The 16168-nt window shown below is 37.5% G+C and carries 22 protein-coding genes; 21 read left to right on the plus strand and 1 reads right to left on the minus strand.

Translation table 11 applies throughout. From position 1 onward, the window contains the following. Window positions 1–89: 89 nt before the first annotated feature. Complete coding sequence (locus J2T19_RS07465) at window positions 90–770, minus strand: hypothetical protein (RefSeq protein ID WP_307214315.1); 681 nt, start codon at window positions 768–770, stop codon at window positions 90–92. Window positions 771–1066: 296 nt separating this feature from the next. Between J2T19_RS07465 and J2T19_RS07470 the strand changes: the two genes are divergently transcribed. From J2T19_RS07470 to J2T19_RS07570, 21 genes are all read left to right on the plus strand, one after another. Beyond that, window positions 1067–1981, plus strand: a complete 915-nt coding sequence (locus tag J2T19_RS07470; RefSeq protein WP_307214316.1) for a sugar phosphate isomerase/epimerase family protein — start codon at window positions 1067–1069, stop codon at window positions 1979–1981. After that, complete coding sequence (locus J2T19_RS07475) at window positions 1978–3150, plus strand: Gfo/Idh/MocA family protein (RefSeq protein ID WP_307214317.1); 1173 nt, start codon at window positions 1978–1980, stop codon at window positions 3148–3150. The genes J2T19_RS07470 and J2T19_RS07475 overlap by 4 nt, the downstream gene beginning before the upstream one ends. A gap of 72 nt (window positions 3151–3222) precedes the next feature. Further along, the gene (locus tag J2T19_RS07480) at window positions 3223–4305 is read left to right on the plus strand and encodes a Gfo/Idh/MocA family protein (RefSeq protein ID WP_370874838.1); all 1083 of its coding nucleotides are present in this window, start codon (window positions 3223–3225) and stop codon (window positions 4303–4305) included. A gap of 241 nt (window positions 4306–4546) precedes the next feature. After that, entirely contained in the window at window positions 4547–5026 is a 480-nt protein-coding gene (locus J2T19_RS07485; RefSeq protein ID WP_307214319.1) for a hypothetical protein, read from the plus strand. A gap of 187 nt (window positions 5027–5213) precedes the next feature. Next, on the plus strand, window positions 5214–5684 hold the full coding sequence (locus J2T19_RS07490) for a hypothetical protein (RefSeq protein WP_307214320.1): 471 nt from the start codon (window positions 5214–5216) through the stop codon (window positions 5682–5684). A 115-nt stretch (window positions 5685–5799) separates the two neighbouring features. After that, window positions 5800–6462 carry a hypothetical protein gene (locus tag J2T19_RS07495; RefSeq protein ID WP_307214321.1) on the plus strand — a complete coding sequence of 221 codons (663 nt, stop codon included), beginning with the start codon at window positions 5800–5802 and terminating at the stop codon, window positions 6460–6462. A gap of 144 nt (window positions 6463–6606) precedes the next feature. Further along, window positions 6607–7293: a hypothetical protein gene (locus J2T19_RS07500; protein ID WP_307214322.1), complete on the plus strand. Its 687-nt coding sequence runs from the start codon at window positions 6607–6609 to the stop codon at window positions 7291–7293. Window positions 7294–7479: 186 nt separating this feature from the next. After that, window positions 7480–7875: a YxiJ family protein gene (locus J2T19_RS07505; RefSeq protein ID WP_307214323.1), complete on the plus strand. Its 396-nt coding sequence runs from the start codon at window positions 7480–7482 to the stop codon at window positions 7873–7875. A gap of 193 nt (window positions 7876–8068) precedes the next feature. Continuing rightward, the gene (locus tag J2T19_RS07510) at window positions 8069–8662 is read left to right on the plus strand and encodes a zinc dependent phospholipase C family protein (RefSeq protein ID WP_370874832.1); all 594 of its coding nucleotides are present in this window, start codon (window positions 8069–8071) and stop codon (window positions 8660–8662) included. A 125-nt stretch (window positions 8663–8787) separates the two neighbouring features. Beyond that, window positions 8788–9204, plus strand: coding sequence for a hypothetical protein (locus tag J2T19_RS07515; RefSeq protein WP_307214325.1), 417 nt, complete (start codon window positions 8788–8790; stop codon window positions 9202–9204). A 52-nt stretch (window positions 9205–9256) separates the two neighbouring features. Then, on the plus strand, window positions 9257–9772 hold the full coding sequence (locus tag J2T19_RS07520; protein WP_307214326.1) for a hypothetical protein: 516 nt from the start codon (window positions 9257–9259) through the stop codon (window positions 9770–9772). A gap of 47 nt (window positions 9773–9819) precedes the next feature. Further along, window positions 9820–10266: a DinB family protein gene (locus J2T19_RS07525; protein WP_307214327.1), complete on the plus strand. Its 447-nt coding sequence runs from the start codon at window positions 9820–9822 to the stop codon at window positions 10264–10266. 465 nt (window positions 10267–10731) lie between these two features. Beyond that, complete coding sequence (locus J2T19_RS07530; RefSeq protein ID WP_307214328.1) at window positions 10732–11061, plus strand: DUF952 domain-containing protein; 330 nt, start codon at window positions 10732–10734, stop codon at window positions 11059–11061. Between the two features lie 97 nt (window positions 11062–11158). Continuing rightward, window positions 11159–11812 carry a lysozyme inhibitor LprI family protein gene (locus J2T19_RS07535; protein WP_307214591.1) on the plus strand — a complete coding sequence of 218 codons (654 nt, stop codon included), beginning with the start codon at window positions 11159–11161 and terminating at the stop codon, window positions 11810–11812. Between the two features lie 447 nt (window positions 11813–12259). After that, a complete protein-coding gene (locus J2T19_RS07540; RefSeq protein WP_307214329.1) occupies window positions 12260–12913 on the plus strand; it encodes a nucleoside deaminase in 654 nt (217 codons plus the stop codon). A gap of 27 nt (window positions 12914–12940) precedes the next feature. Continuing rightward, the gene (locus J2T19_RS07545; RefSeq protein WP_307214330.1) at window positions 12941–13489 is read left to right on the plus strand and encodes a GrpB family protein; all 549 of its coding nucleotides are present in this window, start codon (window positions 12941–12943) and stop codon (window positions 13487–13489) included. A gap of 80 nt (window positions 13490–13569) precedes the next feature. Further along, window positions 13570–14061: an NUDIX hydrolase gene (locus J2T19_RS07550; RefSeq protein ID WP_370874833.1), complete on the plus strand. Its 492-nt coding sequence runs from the start codon at window positions 13570–13572 to the stop codon at window positions 14059–14061. 31 nt (window positions 14062–14092) lie between these two features. Further along, window positions 14093–14755: an HAD family hydrolase gene (locus J2T19_RS07555; RefSeq protein WP_307214331.1), complete on the plus strand. Its 663-nt coding sequence runs from the start codon at window positions 14093–14095 to the stop codon at window positions 14753–14755. A gap of 50 nt (window positions 14756–14805) precedes the next feature. Then, window positions 14806–15111 (plus strand): hypothetical protein, encoded by a 306-nt coding sequence (locus J2T19_RS07560; RefSeq protein WP_307214332.1) that lies wholly within the window; start codon window positions 14806–14808, stop codon window positions 15109–15111. A gap of 31 nt (window positions 15112–15142) precedes the next feature. Beyond that, window positions 15143–15586, plus strand: coding sequence for a cupin domain-containing protein (locus J2T19_RS07565; RefSeq protein WP_307214333.1), 444 nt, complete (start codon window positions 15143–15145; stop codon window positions 15584–15586). Window positions 15587–15594: 8 nt separating this feature from the next. After that, window positions 15595–16110: a phosphotransferase-like protein gene (locus J2T19_RS07570; RefSeq protein ID WP_307214334.1), complete on the plus strand. Its 516-nt coding sequence runs from the start codon at window positions 15595–15597 to the stop codon at window positions 16108–16110. The last annotated feature ends 58 nt before the right edge of the window (window positions 16111–16168 follow it).

The following is a 16168-nucleotide window of genomic DNA, read 5'->3' on the forward strand; positions in this document are numbered from 1 at the left end:
CATTCCAATGCTATTAATTTTGTGATTAGACAAAGTGCCGATATTCTCTTGAGAAGAGAGTATCGGCACTTTTTTTAGTGAAAAGCTCTCTATGTATTTCTACGTTCTAAGCTTTTTTTATATAAATTGATATATTTGTACACATGATCAATGAGAAAAGGGATTGTACGATTTTTTATTACATACCTGTGCCCCTCTTCAATGGTACCAACGTATTCTGCATATGCATCTAGAACCGCAAGTTTTCCTAGTTCTCCATGGACACATTTGTTTCTAATCTCTCGCAAAATTTTTGATTCTTCATACCATACTCTTGTTACGATCTTTTCCCTTTTTAATCTTCTAATGATATCAGATATAGCTGTAGATTCTGTTTGTTCATTCAATCGAATCAAGCTCTCGTATAACGTATAGACGTAGATATAAATTGAGTTATTATGTATTTCTTCTGGTGAAAGTGACGTTTCCGCCTCGATAATACGTTCCATATTTTGTTTGCTTTCACTCATCCTGTTAACGATATGATTCTGGTACATACCGAACTCGTTCATTTTGTTAACAAATTCCTCCGTCTTCTCATCATCTAGCAGATTTTCCTCATGATCCTTTTTCAATTTTAAAGTTAATTGATGTTGTCCTTTTATGATATCTGTTGCTGAGTTCACCATTGAAGTTAGAGAATCAATTGTTTCTATCATTTCTTTGTGACGTGATTGGTTGAATTTTTTCATATACCGCTCTACAGCTTCAATTTGTTTTGTAATCGTCATTGATTTTTCGTTAAATTCAGATAATAGCAATCCATGTGCCTCCATTTCAATGATGTAATTACTACATCGTGAGATAATTTAAAGTTTTTCAAGCCTCTATATTGTATCAGCTCCGCATGAGAAATCCACACTCGCTTCTTTCTTGATAACAAAGTGTTATCTCTGAATGGGGAAAATGGTCTAACTGTTATCTCTCATTCATCTGTTAACGAAAAGACCTGTTGACTCTGTTCAGGGAGTGATACAATGCGCTTACAACCTTAAAATGAATACGTTTACATAAGGAGATGATGGGTTTGAAATGGTCAGTATTTACGGTGGCAACTCCTGATCTCAATGCGGAAGAGTTAGCAGCAGCGGCAGCTTCAGCCGGAATAGAAGGGATTGAATGGAGATTTCGCGGAATACCGGAAGATGCTTTGCAGGAAGAGCCGTCTTATTGGCGGAACAATCGGTGCTCCATTGATCCCACTTCATGGGAGGAACAAACTCCGATATTCCGTGAGGCAGCACACAAGCATGGAAGGCAATCGATTGCACTTGTACCTTATCTGAGCTGCGGTGACTTGCTAGCAACCGAACAGGCATTTCAGGCGGCTAATTCGCTCGGTGCATCCATGATGCGTGTCGGTGTGCCGGGATATAATCGCACCACAAGTTATCCTGAGTTATATCGGGAGGCCGTGCGTTATCTGAGTGAAGTTCAGGAGATGGCTAAGCAATACAAGGTGAAGGCTTTAGTAGAGACACATCATCAGACGATTGCCCCAAGTGCTTCTTTGGCGTATCGACTGGTTCAATCTTTGGATGCAGAGCATGTAGGTGTGTTATATGATCCAGGCAACCTGGTGCATGAGGGATACGAAAATCATCGGATGGGTCTAGAGTTACTAGGTCCTTATCTCGCACACGTACATGTTAAAAATGCTGGATGGTTTCAGGAGGAAGCTGTTGCGACGTTTTCATCTGAACGACGGGGTGAAGATCAGAGTTCCTCATTAACAACGAAATGGCATTGTCCATGGCTTTCTTTGACAGAAGGTGTGGTGGATTGGGTACAGGTTGTACGAGATTTACGAGCGGTTGGATACGATGGATATTACGGTATTGAGGACTTCAGTGGTGCGTTTAGCTCCGCTAAGATGTTACAGCATTTTGCAGATGTATTTCAGGCGATTAAGCAACAACTTGAAGAGGAGGTTAGGGTATGAGTTTAGTTCGGGTCGCAGTCATTGGAATCGGAAACATGGGAGCAGCACATGCCAGAACGTTAATCGCGGGAGAGGTGCCCGGTGCAGAACTTGTAGCGGTGTGTGATGTGAGACAGGAGATGGCCAAATGGGTATCGGATAACTTTCCTGCTTCGGTAGTTTATTGGCAAGATGCAGAGCAGATGATGGGGTCAGGCACCATTGATGCCGTAATTATCGCAACACCTCACTACGACCATCCGGAGCAGGCCATTCAGGCATTTCGACATGGTTTACATGTCATGATTGAGAAGCCGGCAGGTGTGTACACGAAGCAGGTACGAGAGATGAATGAGGCAGCCAGTGCCAGTGGAAAATGCTTCTCCATCATGTACAACCAACGGACCAATCCGTTATATATCAAGCTTAGGGATCTTATCGCTTCAGGCGAACTGGGCGAGGTTAGACGGACGAACTGGATCATTACCAATTGGTATCGATCTCAGAGTTATTATGATTCTGGTGGCTGGCGTGCCACTTGGGCGGGCGAAGGTGGGGGCGTTCTCATTAATCAAGACCCTCACCAATTGGATCTGTGGCAATGGACGATCGGCATGATGCCTGTTCGTATGCGTGCGTTCTGTTCCTTTGGAAAATACCGAAATATTGAAGTTGAAGATGATGTGACCGCATATGTGGAATATGCTAACGGCGCAACGGGGGTTTTTGTAACTACAACAGGCGAAGCACCGGGTACGAATCGATTTGAAGTGAATGGTGATCGTGGAAAAATCGTAATTGAGGATGGAAAATTAACGTTCTGGCGTCTGCGTGAATCCGAGCCTGAGTTTAATCAACGTTTCACCGGTGGTTTTGGACAGCCGGAATGTTGGAAATGTGATGTTCCGATTACCGGGGTCGAATCAGGTCACCCAGGATTAATTCGGAACTGGGTCGATGCAATCCGTACAGGTGTACCTCTTATCGCTCCAGGTGAAGAGGGCATTCACGGACTTACACTGTCTAATGCGATGCTGCTCTCCACATGGACAGATCACTGGGTGGATTTGCCGATGGATGAAGATCTGTTCTACGAACATTTACAAGAGCGGATCGCACAATCCATCATGAAGAAGGATCCGGGTTATAGCAAGAATCAACCAGCAGACCTGACACAAACGTTTAAGTGAAATGGGATTGAAGCTGATTAAATATATTCAAAATAAAAGCGGAAAGAAGGGAATTACGTGGCAAAAGACGGAATGTTCTATGCACCCAAAAGTGTAAAAAAAGAGGTCGTATGTGGTGAAGGCGAGTTCACCATTGCTGCTGTAGCATTGGATCATGGACATATCTACGGTATGGTTGGTGGATTAGTTGAGGCGGGAGCGACTCTTAAATGGGTATATGACCCGGATCCGCTCAAGGTAGAGGCATTTCGTAAACAGTTTCCCCAGGCTCAGATAGCGCAATCTGAAGAGCAGGTGTTCGCTGATGATGAAGTGAAGCTGGTAGCTAGTGCGGCAATTACTTCCGAACGTGCACCGCTCGGTATGAGAGTTTTGGCGTCAGGCAAAGATTATTTTACGGATAAGGCACCATTTACAACATTAGATCAACTGTCTCGCGCGCGTGAAGAGGTCAAGCGTACAGGAAAGAAATACATGGTCTATTACAGTGAGCGGCTGCATGTCGAGAGTGCGATCTATGCTGGGCAGTTAATTGATGAAGGTGCAATTGGAAAAGTGGTACAAGTGATGGGCACCGGGCCACATCGATTAAATGCGCCAGCTCGGCCAGACTGGTTCTTCCGTCATGAACAGTATGGTGGTATCCTCTGCGACATCGGTAGCCATCAGATCGAACAATTCCTGACGTTTGCCTCATGTACGGATGCAGAGGTGGCATTCAGCCGTGTGCATAATTTTAACCATCCCCAATACCCTGAGTTGGAGGATTTCGGAGAAGCATCTCTGATTGGTAACAATGGAGCGTCAGGCTATTTCCGTGTAGACTGGTTCACACCAGACGGGCTCAGCACTTGGGGCGATGGTCGTACCGTAATCCTCGGGACAGACGGTTACATTGAGTTGCGTAAATACATTGATGTAGGTCGTGAGTCTCAAGGAGATCAAGTTTATCTAGTCAATCATGAAGGTGAGTACCATTATGGTGTGAAAGGGCAGGTGGGGTATCCCTTCTTCGGGGATCTGATTCGCGATTGCTTGGCTCGGACAGAGAATGCGATGACCCAAGAGCATGCCTTTAAGGCAGCTGAGATCTGCCTGATTGCCCAGCACAAAGCGATGAGTGAACGAGTTATCTGGAGCGGTGGAGCGAAGTAGAAGCTATTGTTTGTATGAATAAGATGGTTAGATTAATATGTTGGGAAAATCTTGAAGGGCAGCCGGGTGTAAAGGCTGCTCTTTGATATGTAATTGTAACTTGCAAATGGAACAATATGGTTTAAACTAGATTTAGTTCTGAAATAGTTCGGGACTTGTAGTACTTACGAAGTTCGTAAATTTGAAGTTATATAAAATATCTGCAAAAACTAATTTTATAGAATAAAGAGAGGAAGTATGAATGAAAAGGTATATCGAATTCTCTTTTTATCTACCGTTTTTCGATTTGATAGATGATGAATTTGAAGGGTCTGATTTAGAAGAATTAACGAAGCAATTAAATATAAAGATTAATTTTACGGAACTATATGATCATTATTTATCATATGGTGAAGGAGCTAGCAGAGCAGGAAAGGGAGATATTTTTGTATTCTTTACGAAGGATAATAGTGATGATTTTATATTAATCGATTTGTTTAGCGACTTTACTGACCAGCATAACATGGTGAAATTAGGAGTTCGGTATGAGATTAAACAAGATAACGATAAACGGATAAAGAATATCCTTAATAATTTACATTCAAGGGCAGAGATTAAAAGTAAAATAGAAGAAAGTAATGAAGATTCACTAAAGTTAGAGATTAAGAACGAAGAGTACCCAAAAGAGATTCGTTATGGGGATCAAACCTATTTGAAAAATATTCATTATAAGACCTTATAAAGCTCATGCCAGTAATTCAAGAAGGCAGATATATCATATAACATAGTATTCACGCTGCAGGCATTCGCCCTTGATCCGGCATTCGCCGGACATTCAGCATGCGCTGAGTCGTGAATACAGGAACTTTATGTGCAATTGCCTAGAGATTTTCAGATTATAATCATTAAAGAAAAATGGAGTTGTATACATGGAGGTAATTCATTTCACTATAGAATATTCCGAAGAGCAAGATGCTCAAATCTTAGGTATTTATATAAACGGCGAGAATCTGAACGAATTAATGAGAAGATATGAAATCCAGTTTGAACCTTCAATTGCTGGGGGATATGAGGGTTTGAATATAGCATATTTAAAAGACATTGAAGAACATTTTTTTGGAAAACTTAATGAAAATGATATTTACAATTACGATGGGAAAACGCTAGTGTTGGGATGTAACTGTGGCGAGCCGGGATGTTGGCCTTTGATAGTGAGAATAACTGAAGAAGATGAAGTTATTATCTGGAGTGAATTTGAACAACCGTTCAGGGGTGAGGAATCAGATGGGGGTTATTGGGATTATACTAACCTCAAATCATTAGAATTCAATAAAAAGTTGTATGAAGAACAATTAAAGGCCATTTGTAAGAAACTCAGAGAAGTCGGCAACAGCACATAACATAATATTCACGCTGCGGGCATACGCCCTTGGTCCGGCAGTCGCCGGACACACGACATACGTCGGGTCGTGAATACAGGAACGTTAGACGAAACTAATTAATAGGAGTGAAGATATGGGGAAAATTGAGACTTGCGAGGTGCAACAAGCCCTTTTAGATATAATTGAGGAGTTTAAAACTAGCCCAGACGATTTCAACGAACTTGCGTATATCTCAGCGACTAATAAAAGCGAATCATATCTTCGGGATAAGTTAGCTATATATTTTCAAAAAAAATTTCCAGAACTGATAGTATCGAGAAAGTATCTACATAAAAGTGGTCTACTTTATGATACGAGCGAAAGATATGATATTGCAATTCTTGAGAGGGTAAACAATATAAATGTTGAACCAGTATTGATAATAGAATTAAAGAATTGGTATTGTCATGACGTACCAAGCAAGAAAGTTTGGAATGCAGTAATTAGTGATGAAATGAAAGTAGATCTTCTATCAGAAAAATTGGGACGGATGATTGACGTTATTCAAATTATAACGTTCACACATATCACTAATAGAGTAACCGATGACTTACACAATGGAATTATTAAATATCAATCATTTATTAATGACGATATACAGAAGGGGAAAAAGAAGTATCCTGATGAAATAGATATGTATTTCAACAATTGGATTAAAAATGATAAAAAAGAGTACGTGAAAATAGAAACAGGACCAGGTAAGTATCAGAGAAGAGAAATAAAAAATTATTTTTATGTGATTTCAAAGAAGAATTAGATTCGTCTAACATAATATTCAAGCTGCGGCTCCTTTGAAGCCTAGGTCTGCTGGATGAAATTCGAAGGGGCAATTCGGCAGACAACCTCTTCGGGGTTCATAAATACATAAACGTTATCAGAAAGAATATGAGGGAGGAACAAAATGAAGCTTTTTCGTGGAGAAGAAGCCTTAATTCAAGAAATTGATAGTTTACAACCTTCAATCTGTACGCCTCTTGGAACAATTGATTTTTTACTTTCTGTCTCTAACGAATGTTATTTTCCCACTGACTGCTTTCGACTCAAGCAGGGTGGATTCTTCTACCAATATCAGTATGAATCCTTTGATTGTGAGTTAGTAATCTGTAAGCCGAAGCTCGATTTTGCTTCACAACAGGCAGTAGAAGAATGCTGGGGAGCGGTATTTAGAATCAAACCCAATGTAAATCATTCGATCAGTACCTGTAGGTTTTCTGCTTTTTGGCAAGAGGGATACAATTGGGAGGATTACGGATCTAACACAGGGGAAAATCTTGAAGCCATTGAATATGAGAATGAAAACTATCGATTACATTTAGGAACTCAGGACGCAGCATTGTTAATAGCAAGAAGAGATCAAGGAGATATGATCCCTAAATCTTTACGTATAAATCCTGATTTTGAGAAGTACGGTTTTATTATAGGTTCAGATAAAGGCATTGAAGTACCGATGACATCAATTGATGCTGAAGAAACATGTCAAATACACTTTGTAATATCTTGGAATAGAAATATAGAAGAAGACGTTTCTACGTGGCTAACTGTAGATCTAACTTCGAAACAAATATTAAAGAGAGAAGAAACTTGGTAAGCATTTTCGAAGCGGCCATAGTCCATCTGATAACATAATATTCAAGCCGCGGCTCCTTTGGAGCCTTGGTCTGTGGTAGGATTTCGGAGAGGCACTTCAGCAGACAACCCCTTTGGGGTTCATGAATACAGAAACGTTATACGAAATAACACAAGAACTAGAAACTTTAATTAAAAGGAGGATTCCTTGAAGAAAAAACTCGAAGAAGTTTTAGAATTATATCAGCAGTTCCAGCACAGTGGAAAATCGCTGTATCAAGATTTTGAAGATTTACAATACAATTTTGCAGAAGAGTTTAGAAAGCATGTCCCACAAGATATAATTTATGCAGATTTTAGTACCTATACGGCATTTACTTATGGGTTATCTTCAGGAGGTATAATCCAAAAACTTGAAGATCCATTAGAGCGATACAAAACGAGAGAATGGCTAAAGAAGTCATTTTTTGAATGGTTTCCAAAATACAGATTTATTGAAAGATATCAATTAAGTGAATATAAAACTCTTGATAAAGAATTGGAAACGATTAATAAATTGAGAAAAAAGCTGATTGAATTAATTGATTTGAAAGACAAAGAGTGAATTTGAAGCAGCTCAAGAAGAGTGTTACTTCAGATAACATAATATTCAAGTTGCGGTCATTCATCCTTGATCCGACATACACCGGACACCCAGCTTACGCTGGGTAGTGAATACAGGAACGTTATATGTAATCCCTGCATGAGCATGAAGATAAAATTACCATGGAGTGATTTATATTATGGGATCCAGAATCATGCATTTGATTATCGGTCATAAAATTGCCGAAAGATTGAATATTGAAGATAGAACTTCGTTTTTACTAGGCAGCGTTGCTCCAGATGCTGTTGCTACAAAAGATGAATCTCACTTCTATAGAGGAGAACATCAGAACTTTACAAGGCACATAGATTATAAAGAATTTTTAGATAAGTATAATTCCTATTCAGATAACAGATATGTGCTCGGATATTATGCACATTTAATTGCAGATGAGCAGTGGATGAAGGGATTCTATATGCCTTGGCTGAGGAATCGAATGGAGGAAGATCCTGGAGTGTATCCGCTGTATCATAATGATTTTAAATTACTGAACAAAAGGCTGTTAGAGCACTATGATTGTACGGATGAAATGAGGAATGCAATCCATAATAAAGCTAGTAAAGTCATGGATTTGGATGAAGTAAAGTCTCATGATGTACTCGACTTCATTCCTTATGTATTAGGGGATATGGAATATGAAGAACAAGGCATAGTGGAAGTACTAAATGTCTTTAGTTTTATACAGATTAAAGGGTATATCGAAACGTCAGTAAATGTTGGAATAATGAATTTGAAAAAATATATGTAAGAAAGAAAGGAGAATAGGTTAATCGCCTTGGGTTATGCAGTAGCCGGACACTCAGCATGCGCTGAGTCGTGAATACAGAAACGTTATGTGAAATTCTCAATTAAAATATAAAACAAGGTGAATGAATGAAGCAAATAAAAACTACTGAGATGCCTCCATACTTTAAGATACTCAATTGTAATACCTTGAATGTTCTAGAAAAATTTCTAATTGACGATAATTCAATTATGTTTTTGGATGTATATCACGAAGAAGATGTTGATACATTTTTGACCAACAACAATCTAACTAAGTTGGATCACGTCATACAAGTTATTAATTATTCGAATAAAATTTGCTTTTTTCCAGATATCAAGTCAGCGAAGGAATTGAGAAAAGAGTTTATGAACCAAGATTGGGGATTTTGTTGTATTGTTTTCGATAATAATTTAAAACCTCTTCTTTATATCAGAGGAATAGAGGAAGAAGGGGGACATGGAGTTAGAATTAAAGAGTTGGAGACCGATGTTTACAACAAATATTTAATGAATTATCAAGAATAATAGGCGAAGTATTGCGCTGATTTATAAATATTGTAAGAATTAGAGGTGAGCTATGGGAATTCACTCAAAGAAAGATGAGAAATTCAAACCAGATAAATTGTCTATGGAGATGAAAATAGAGACTGGAAAAGTATACAAAAATATAACAAAAGTCAAAGGTCGAATGATTCCTAGCGTTGATTGGAGACTAATGTTATACATCAATGAGAACAAATTAGATGAAGATGAAGTATTTGTCGTAGAAGAATTTTATAAGTCTTTACTTAGTCCAGGAACATATCCTTTATTCACATGCAGCTGTGGAGTATTTGGTTGTGGTGGTTACTATGTTGAAGTCGTTCATGAGACTGAAAGAATAATTTGGTTAACTGAGCAATCTCCTTTCAATGATCATACTATCGAGAGCTCTAACAAGTTTATTTTTTCATGGGTTCAGATTATGAAATTTTCTAAAGGATTAATACAAGAATTCGAGCATCTTAAAAGCATAATGAGTGCCAATGAATTAGAATTTAATTTTGATATTGAGAAATATAACCGGATAATTACTGAAATTAAAAAACATTAACGTTAGGTGAAATACATGTAAAGTCAATTCGGGAGGGATTAAAGAAGATGAATAAGAAATTATTAGAACAGTTTGGAAATTTCAATTATTTTGTAGAATCAATTGATGATGTAACTTGGCAAAAGCTGATCTCGCCTGGAAAATGGACGGTGAAGGAAGTCGTGGCTCATCTATGGAATTGGGATACATATACGTTGAATACGATGCTCCCACACATCAAAGATCAAGTGAAACTTCCAGAGTTCGTCGATCATGATACTCATAATTTAAAAGCGATAGAGAAGGCTAAAGAGTTTAAAGAAAGAGAAAGTATAATTAAAACCTTTATCGAAACTCGAACTCATTTAGTCAACCAATTTCATAAGGTAGCTCATTCAGAAATTCGATTTTTTATAGGAAATGATAAACGACCTTATACCTATGAAAGATATCTAAAAATATTCGTACATCATGATGAACATCATAAGAAACAAATAGAAAACCTATTAAGGTGATTCATAGAAGAGATGGACATTCTATAGCAGAATATGGGTAGACGCCCTTGATCCGGCGTTTGCAGGATACTCGACATGCGTTGGGTTGTGCATATAGGAACTTTAATTGAAATTGATGTGGTATAAAAAACAAAAGTCGGAGGAGATCACTATGCCATTTAAAGATGCATTTATTACTTTCCTAAGCTTGAAACTGAAAGATTTATATTGAGAGAATTACGTTCTGAGGATGCGAAAGAGTATTACGCTTATTTCCCGGATGATGAAGTGAAAAATATTGGGATATAAAGGACTCAAAAATATTGAGACAGCTTCAAAGATATTTAGAAGGTTTGAAAACGAATTCACTAGAAAAGAGATGATCACTTGGGTAAACGCTACCAAAGAAGATGACAAAATTATTGAAACGAGCATATTAAATGATTTTGTTAGAGCATCCATGGTTGATGCATCGTGCATGCACTTTTGAGAACGGAGTGGGATTCAGCATTAGCAAAAGGAGTATATAGAGGAAATTCCCAAGAGAAGGATGGATTTATTCATTGTTCACCTATTGAGAAAATTGCATCTGTCGCCAATTATAATTTCAGAGGAGTAAAGGGATTAATATTACTTTGCATTGATGAATCAAAAGTAAAGTCTGAAGTTAGATGGGAAGATTTGTACAATGAAGGAAGAAAGTATCCACATATATATGGTGAGATGAATATAGACTCAGTAATAAAGACTGTTGATTTTGAGCCTAATGAAAGCGGCACGTTTTTGTTACCTAAAGAATTAGAAGAGATGATATAAATTTAGGATTATAGACCGGAATTTTGAGGTGATTCATTGTATGGGATCCAGAATCATGCATTTGGTTATAGGCTATAAAATTGCCGAGAGATTATGTATGAAAGGTAGGATACTCTTATTCATTTTTATTACGATAATGCTTTCATCTTGTCAGAATATTAGTCAATCGACTACTTCGAACAGCGAAACTGAAACAATAAGGAATTCTGAACCGTCTCATGATGTAGTGAGTACAGGCAGTGGAACAGAATCGAAAGAAATAACGGAAAATTCATCAGAAACTTCTAATAATAAAGTGTTACCCATGAACATCGGGAACCTTGAATTGAAAGGAGATTTTTATGATGAAATGCTTCGAAATCCTATAGATCATGATTATGAAGTGGAATTTAATGGATTGCAAGACTCCAAAGAGGTTGTTACAACCATGGAATGGGGGGCGTTAGAAGGTAAATATACGGAGATATGGGATAAGGAGTTGAACCAAATATATAAAAAGCTTCTTTCTACGTTGGATGGAGAACCAAGAGAAGCCTTAATTGAATCACAGAAAGATTGGTTACAGTATCACTTAAAGGAATCAAAATTTGTAGAGGATACATTTATTTATAATGGTTACCTTGGATCAAGAGGACCGGTAAGCTTAGCCACAGCTATAAAGGAGAGAATAAGAGGCAGAACAATACAATTATTTGAATATCGATATTTATTAGATTATGAAGTTGAGTTTTTATACCAAGCTACAAAATAGAGTTGGAATCTTGATCAGAAGTTTTTGGGTGATGATGCTTTGAGAACAGTAAAGGCATATAAGGTAGCAGCACAGCAGGAAACTGATGGTGGATGACAGATTAATTGGGAACCACCTGGGGAAACTGCGCGATTAGAATGGAGAGCGTATGTTACCCTAAAGAACTTAATGATACTGGACTCTTATAAGTCGATTAATGTATAAAATACTTCGGACAAAATGCTGGAAACTTATAACACCAAATCATCGCTCGAATCATGGCGGCTTCTCAAACAGCGCAAAGAGATTAATAATCTAAAAAAAGAACGAACAGAAAACTCGTGGAATCAATTGGTATTGATCAATGGAATGGTTCCACATTTAATTAAAAGTGCAATATTTTCCCTGTTTCGCGAAGTTGGTAATATCATATGAAAGGCCTAATCCGTCAATTATGGGGTGTTGATTGTGTGGGAGAAACTATCAGATTGCTGGAAAGCTAGTTTTGAAGAGGCATGGGAAGCTTATGCTCACGGTTCAATCCCTATCGGTGCAGTTATAATTGATGCCAATAATAAAATAATTAGTCGAGGTAGAAATAGAATCAATGAAAAAGCTGCTCCAAACAAGCAAACGTGCTCGAATAGATTAGCGCATGCAGAGATAAATGCTTTGTTACAAGTAGATAATTTAGATTCAGAAGATTACAAAGGCTATACACTTTTTACAACGACAGAACCCTGTATACTTTGTTTTGGTGCAATTATCATGTCAGGAGTTAGGAAAGTAAGATTCGCAGCAACTGATCCTATTGCAGGAGGTGCCAATCTAAATGAAGCAGAGAATTCATTCATCAAGTCAAGAAACCTCGATATCAAATGTGCTGATACATATCTAGGAGAACTTCAACGCGTGTTAAGAACTGATCAGGTTATAAGGGCTTTAGGCGAAGAGCATGCAAATCGATTTTTGGATAAGTACAGAATGAAGTACCCTAAAGCTATTGAATTGGGAATAAAATGGAATAGAGAAGGCAGATTACAAGAGGCAGTAAGGAATAACGATCCCGTTGGATTGATTATTAATAATATATCTGCTGAGATTAAAAATTTTCAACGATGATTAACTTCAGGAAAGTGGGGGATGAACATGGAAGAAGTCATTGTATCTGAATATAATCCAGACTGGAATATTGAATTTGAGGAAGAAAAAAATAAAATATTACATGCTTTAAGTGGTCTGGAAGTAGTTATCGAACATATAGGGAGCACATCAGTCTCGGGATTAGGAGCAAAACCGACGATTGATATTATGGCGGGATTACCTAGTTTAGATTTAATGGACGAATCCTATATTAAAAGCTTAGATAATATTGGCTATGGATACGTTCACAAACCTGAATTTCCTGAGCGCTTATTTTTTAGAAGAGGACTATGGCGAGCAGGAACACATCATTTACATATATATAAATTCCGAGGGCAAAATTGGAACGAGAATGTGTTGTTTAGGGAGTATTTAAAGCGATATCCTGAAATTCTTAATGAATACTATAATCTTAAAAAGCAATTGGAAGGACAATTTAAATATGATAGAGTCGCTTATACGATGGGTAAGGCAGATTTTATTACAGAAGTGATTAATAGAGCTAGTAACGATGAAGAACTAATTAGGCTTCTCCAAGAAAGAGGCTCACTTTAATAGAACCTTTTCTTGCATCGGTCATTCTGATTCAAATGAGAGCGCTTAATCCATAGGCATATAGAAGGGATATGATTTCAATGAAAAGAGTTGACGTCGTTTACTCACTAATAACAGACCAGTTTAAAAAAGTTCTTGCAGTTAAAAATGCTGATCGAGCAAGTTGGTCTCCTCCTGGGGGAGCCGTTGAGTTAAATGAAACATTAGATCAGGCTGCGATTCGCGAGGTAAAAGAAGAGACAGGACTTGAAGTGAAAGTCCATGGGATTGTTGCCATCAACGAGTGCAAATTTGAGGATATCAATGAACATGTCATTTTTTATACGTTTAGGGCAGAGATCGTAGGCGGCGAGGAACAAATTATTAGACCAGATGAAATTTCAGAAATTGCATGGTTGGACATAGAAGAGGCGGACGAATTAATGCCGTATTATAAAGGTGGATTTCAAAATTTAATTCATGGAAATGAGAGTATGTATTTTAATGAAGGAAGAAAGGTACTGAAGAGTAATACGGTTGAATTGGAAGCAGATCAGGCAGCCGAGCTAATTAAAAAAGAATTTAATTTGTAAGATAGAGTCTCCATTAAAAAGGGTGGAAATTATGATTAAAGGCATATTATTTGATTTGGATGGGACATTGCTTGATCGTGAGCAATCATTAATTGCTTTCGTTCGTAATCAATATCATCGAATTCAGGCTTTTCAAAGCGTCGAGGAACCCATTTTTGTACAGAGATTTATTGAATTAGATCAGAAGGGGTATGTCTGGAAAGATAAAGTTTATCAAGCGCTAATTAATGAATTTAATTTAGATCTGAATTGGAATGAATTATTGGAGGATTATATTCAATCATTTCAACACCATTGTATTGGTTTTCCCGGATTAATAGAGATTCTTGACCACTTGAAAGACAAGCAAATGAAATTGGGGATAATAAGTAACGGGTTTGGTAGATTTCAGATGAACAATATAAAAGGACTACACATTGATCATTATTTTGACGGAATATTCATTTCTGAAATTGAGGGTTTGCGTAAGCCAGACATTAAGATTTTTAATAGAGCTTTAGATCGATTAGGATTAGAACCTCAAGAATCAATATTTGTAGGAGACCACCCAATCAATGATGTCGATGCAAGTATTCATGCGGGTATGAGAGGAATTTGGAAAGAAGATGATTACTTTGGTAAACCTTCAACAGATTATATGTCCATTAAGGACTTAGTAGAAATAAAGAGCATCATAGAACGTATTTCAAAGTGAATTTTAATTGTACCGGAGAGATACATTTACAGAAATAGAGAGGTGACTGTTTGAAGGTATTTAGGAAGCAAGTTCGGAAAATAACTACAAACGGTGTTTTGTACTTATATGTAGTTGATGAACAAGATTATAATATCGTTTTGCGCATCTATTCGAATCAGTTTAAATCCACATTTGCTGAATATTTCATTCGTTGGGGAGATAGCTGGGATATTGGTGTTTACGAGCCAAAGTTGATTGCAAGACTAATCGAATATGCAGAATCAATCGGCTGGGAGAGTAATACAAGAAATAATAAAATAAAAATTGAGAACGCTTCAATACTTATAAGAGAAATGCTGAAAGAAAACTTATAATCTTTAAGGGAAATTAACAAGGAGCAAACCAATGAAAATGATCTCTTTGGAAGAGGCAAAAAGCTTAGGTGTAGAAACGGCGTATCACCTTATGGATAATGGTGAAAAGCGATTTAGACTAATCAATAACAATGGTAGCTCATATATCCGAACGGTAGGTTCCGAGAAGGGCGCGTGGCAGAACAGTCATTATCACCAAGCATTAAAAGAATTATATGTTGTACAACAAGGTTGGATTGCTTATGCAGAACTTGATGAACAGAATCAATATTCTTTGAGAATTTTAAAAAAGGACGACAGCGTCATGGTTCCTCCATTAAGACCGCATAACATCTACATGTCATCATTAGCCGTTACCCATGTTATTAAGTTTGGTGGAAATCGCGAGATCAAGCCAGATTGGTTTGCTTCACCTCAATTAGATCTTCTGACCAAGCATATTTCCGAGATAGACTTACTTACAAGTAAAGGATGATAAGAGAAATGGAAAAAGGAAAAATTATATTTTTGAATGGTGTAACCAGCTCAGGCAAAACATCCATCGTAGAAGCAATGCAATCATACACTGAGCCGTTTTTTTATGTTGTAGCTAATGATCTTTTTGAAAATACGATTGGGGATAAGCATCTGCAAACAGACTACTGGAAGTACTTAAGTGAAGCGATTATTATGATGTATCACACAGCAAAACTATTTTCAGATCATGGAAAGCACGTATTAATCGATGGAATACTTGTTGAAAGACCAGAGTTACAACCGCATTATGAACAAGTCCAAGAGATTTTTGCAGGGTATCCTCTGGATATCGTTGAGGTGCATTGCCCATTAGATCTATGTCGGAAGCGAAATGTTGAGCGTGGTGATCGTGGTGAAGAACAATCAGATGAGCAATACAAAATAATGGCTAAAAACATTCATTATAGCTATTCCGTAGATACGAGCTTGAACACGCCAGAAGAGTGTGCTAACAAAATTATCAAGCATTATTTCCACAGTTAAGTTATTATTCGAAAGATTTCGAGGGAATCTATTTGAATGATGAGGAATAAAAGGAGCG

This window comes from Paenibacillus tundrae (genome assembly GCF_030812775.1).
GTDB lineage: Bacteria > Bacillota > Bacilli > Paenibacillales > Paenibacillaceae > Paenibacillus > Paenibacillus tundrae_A.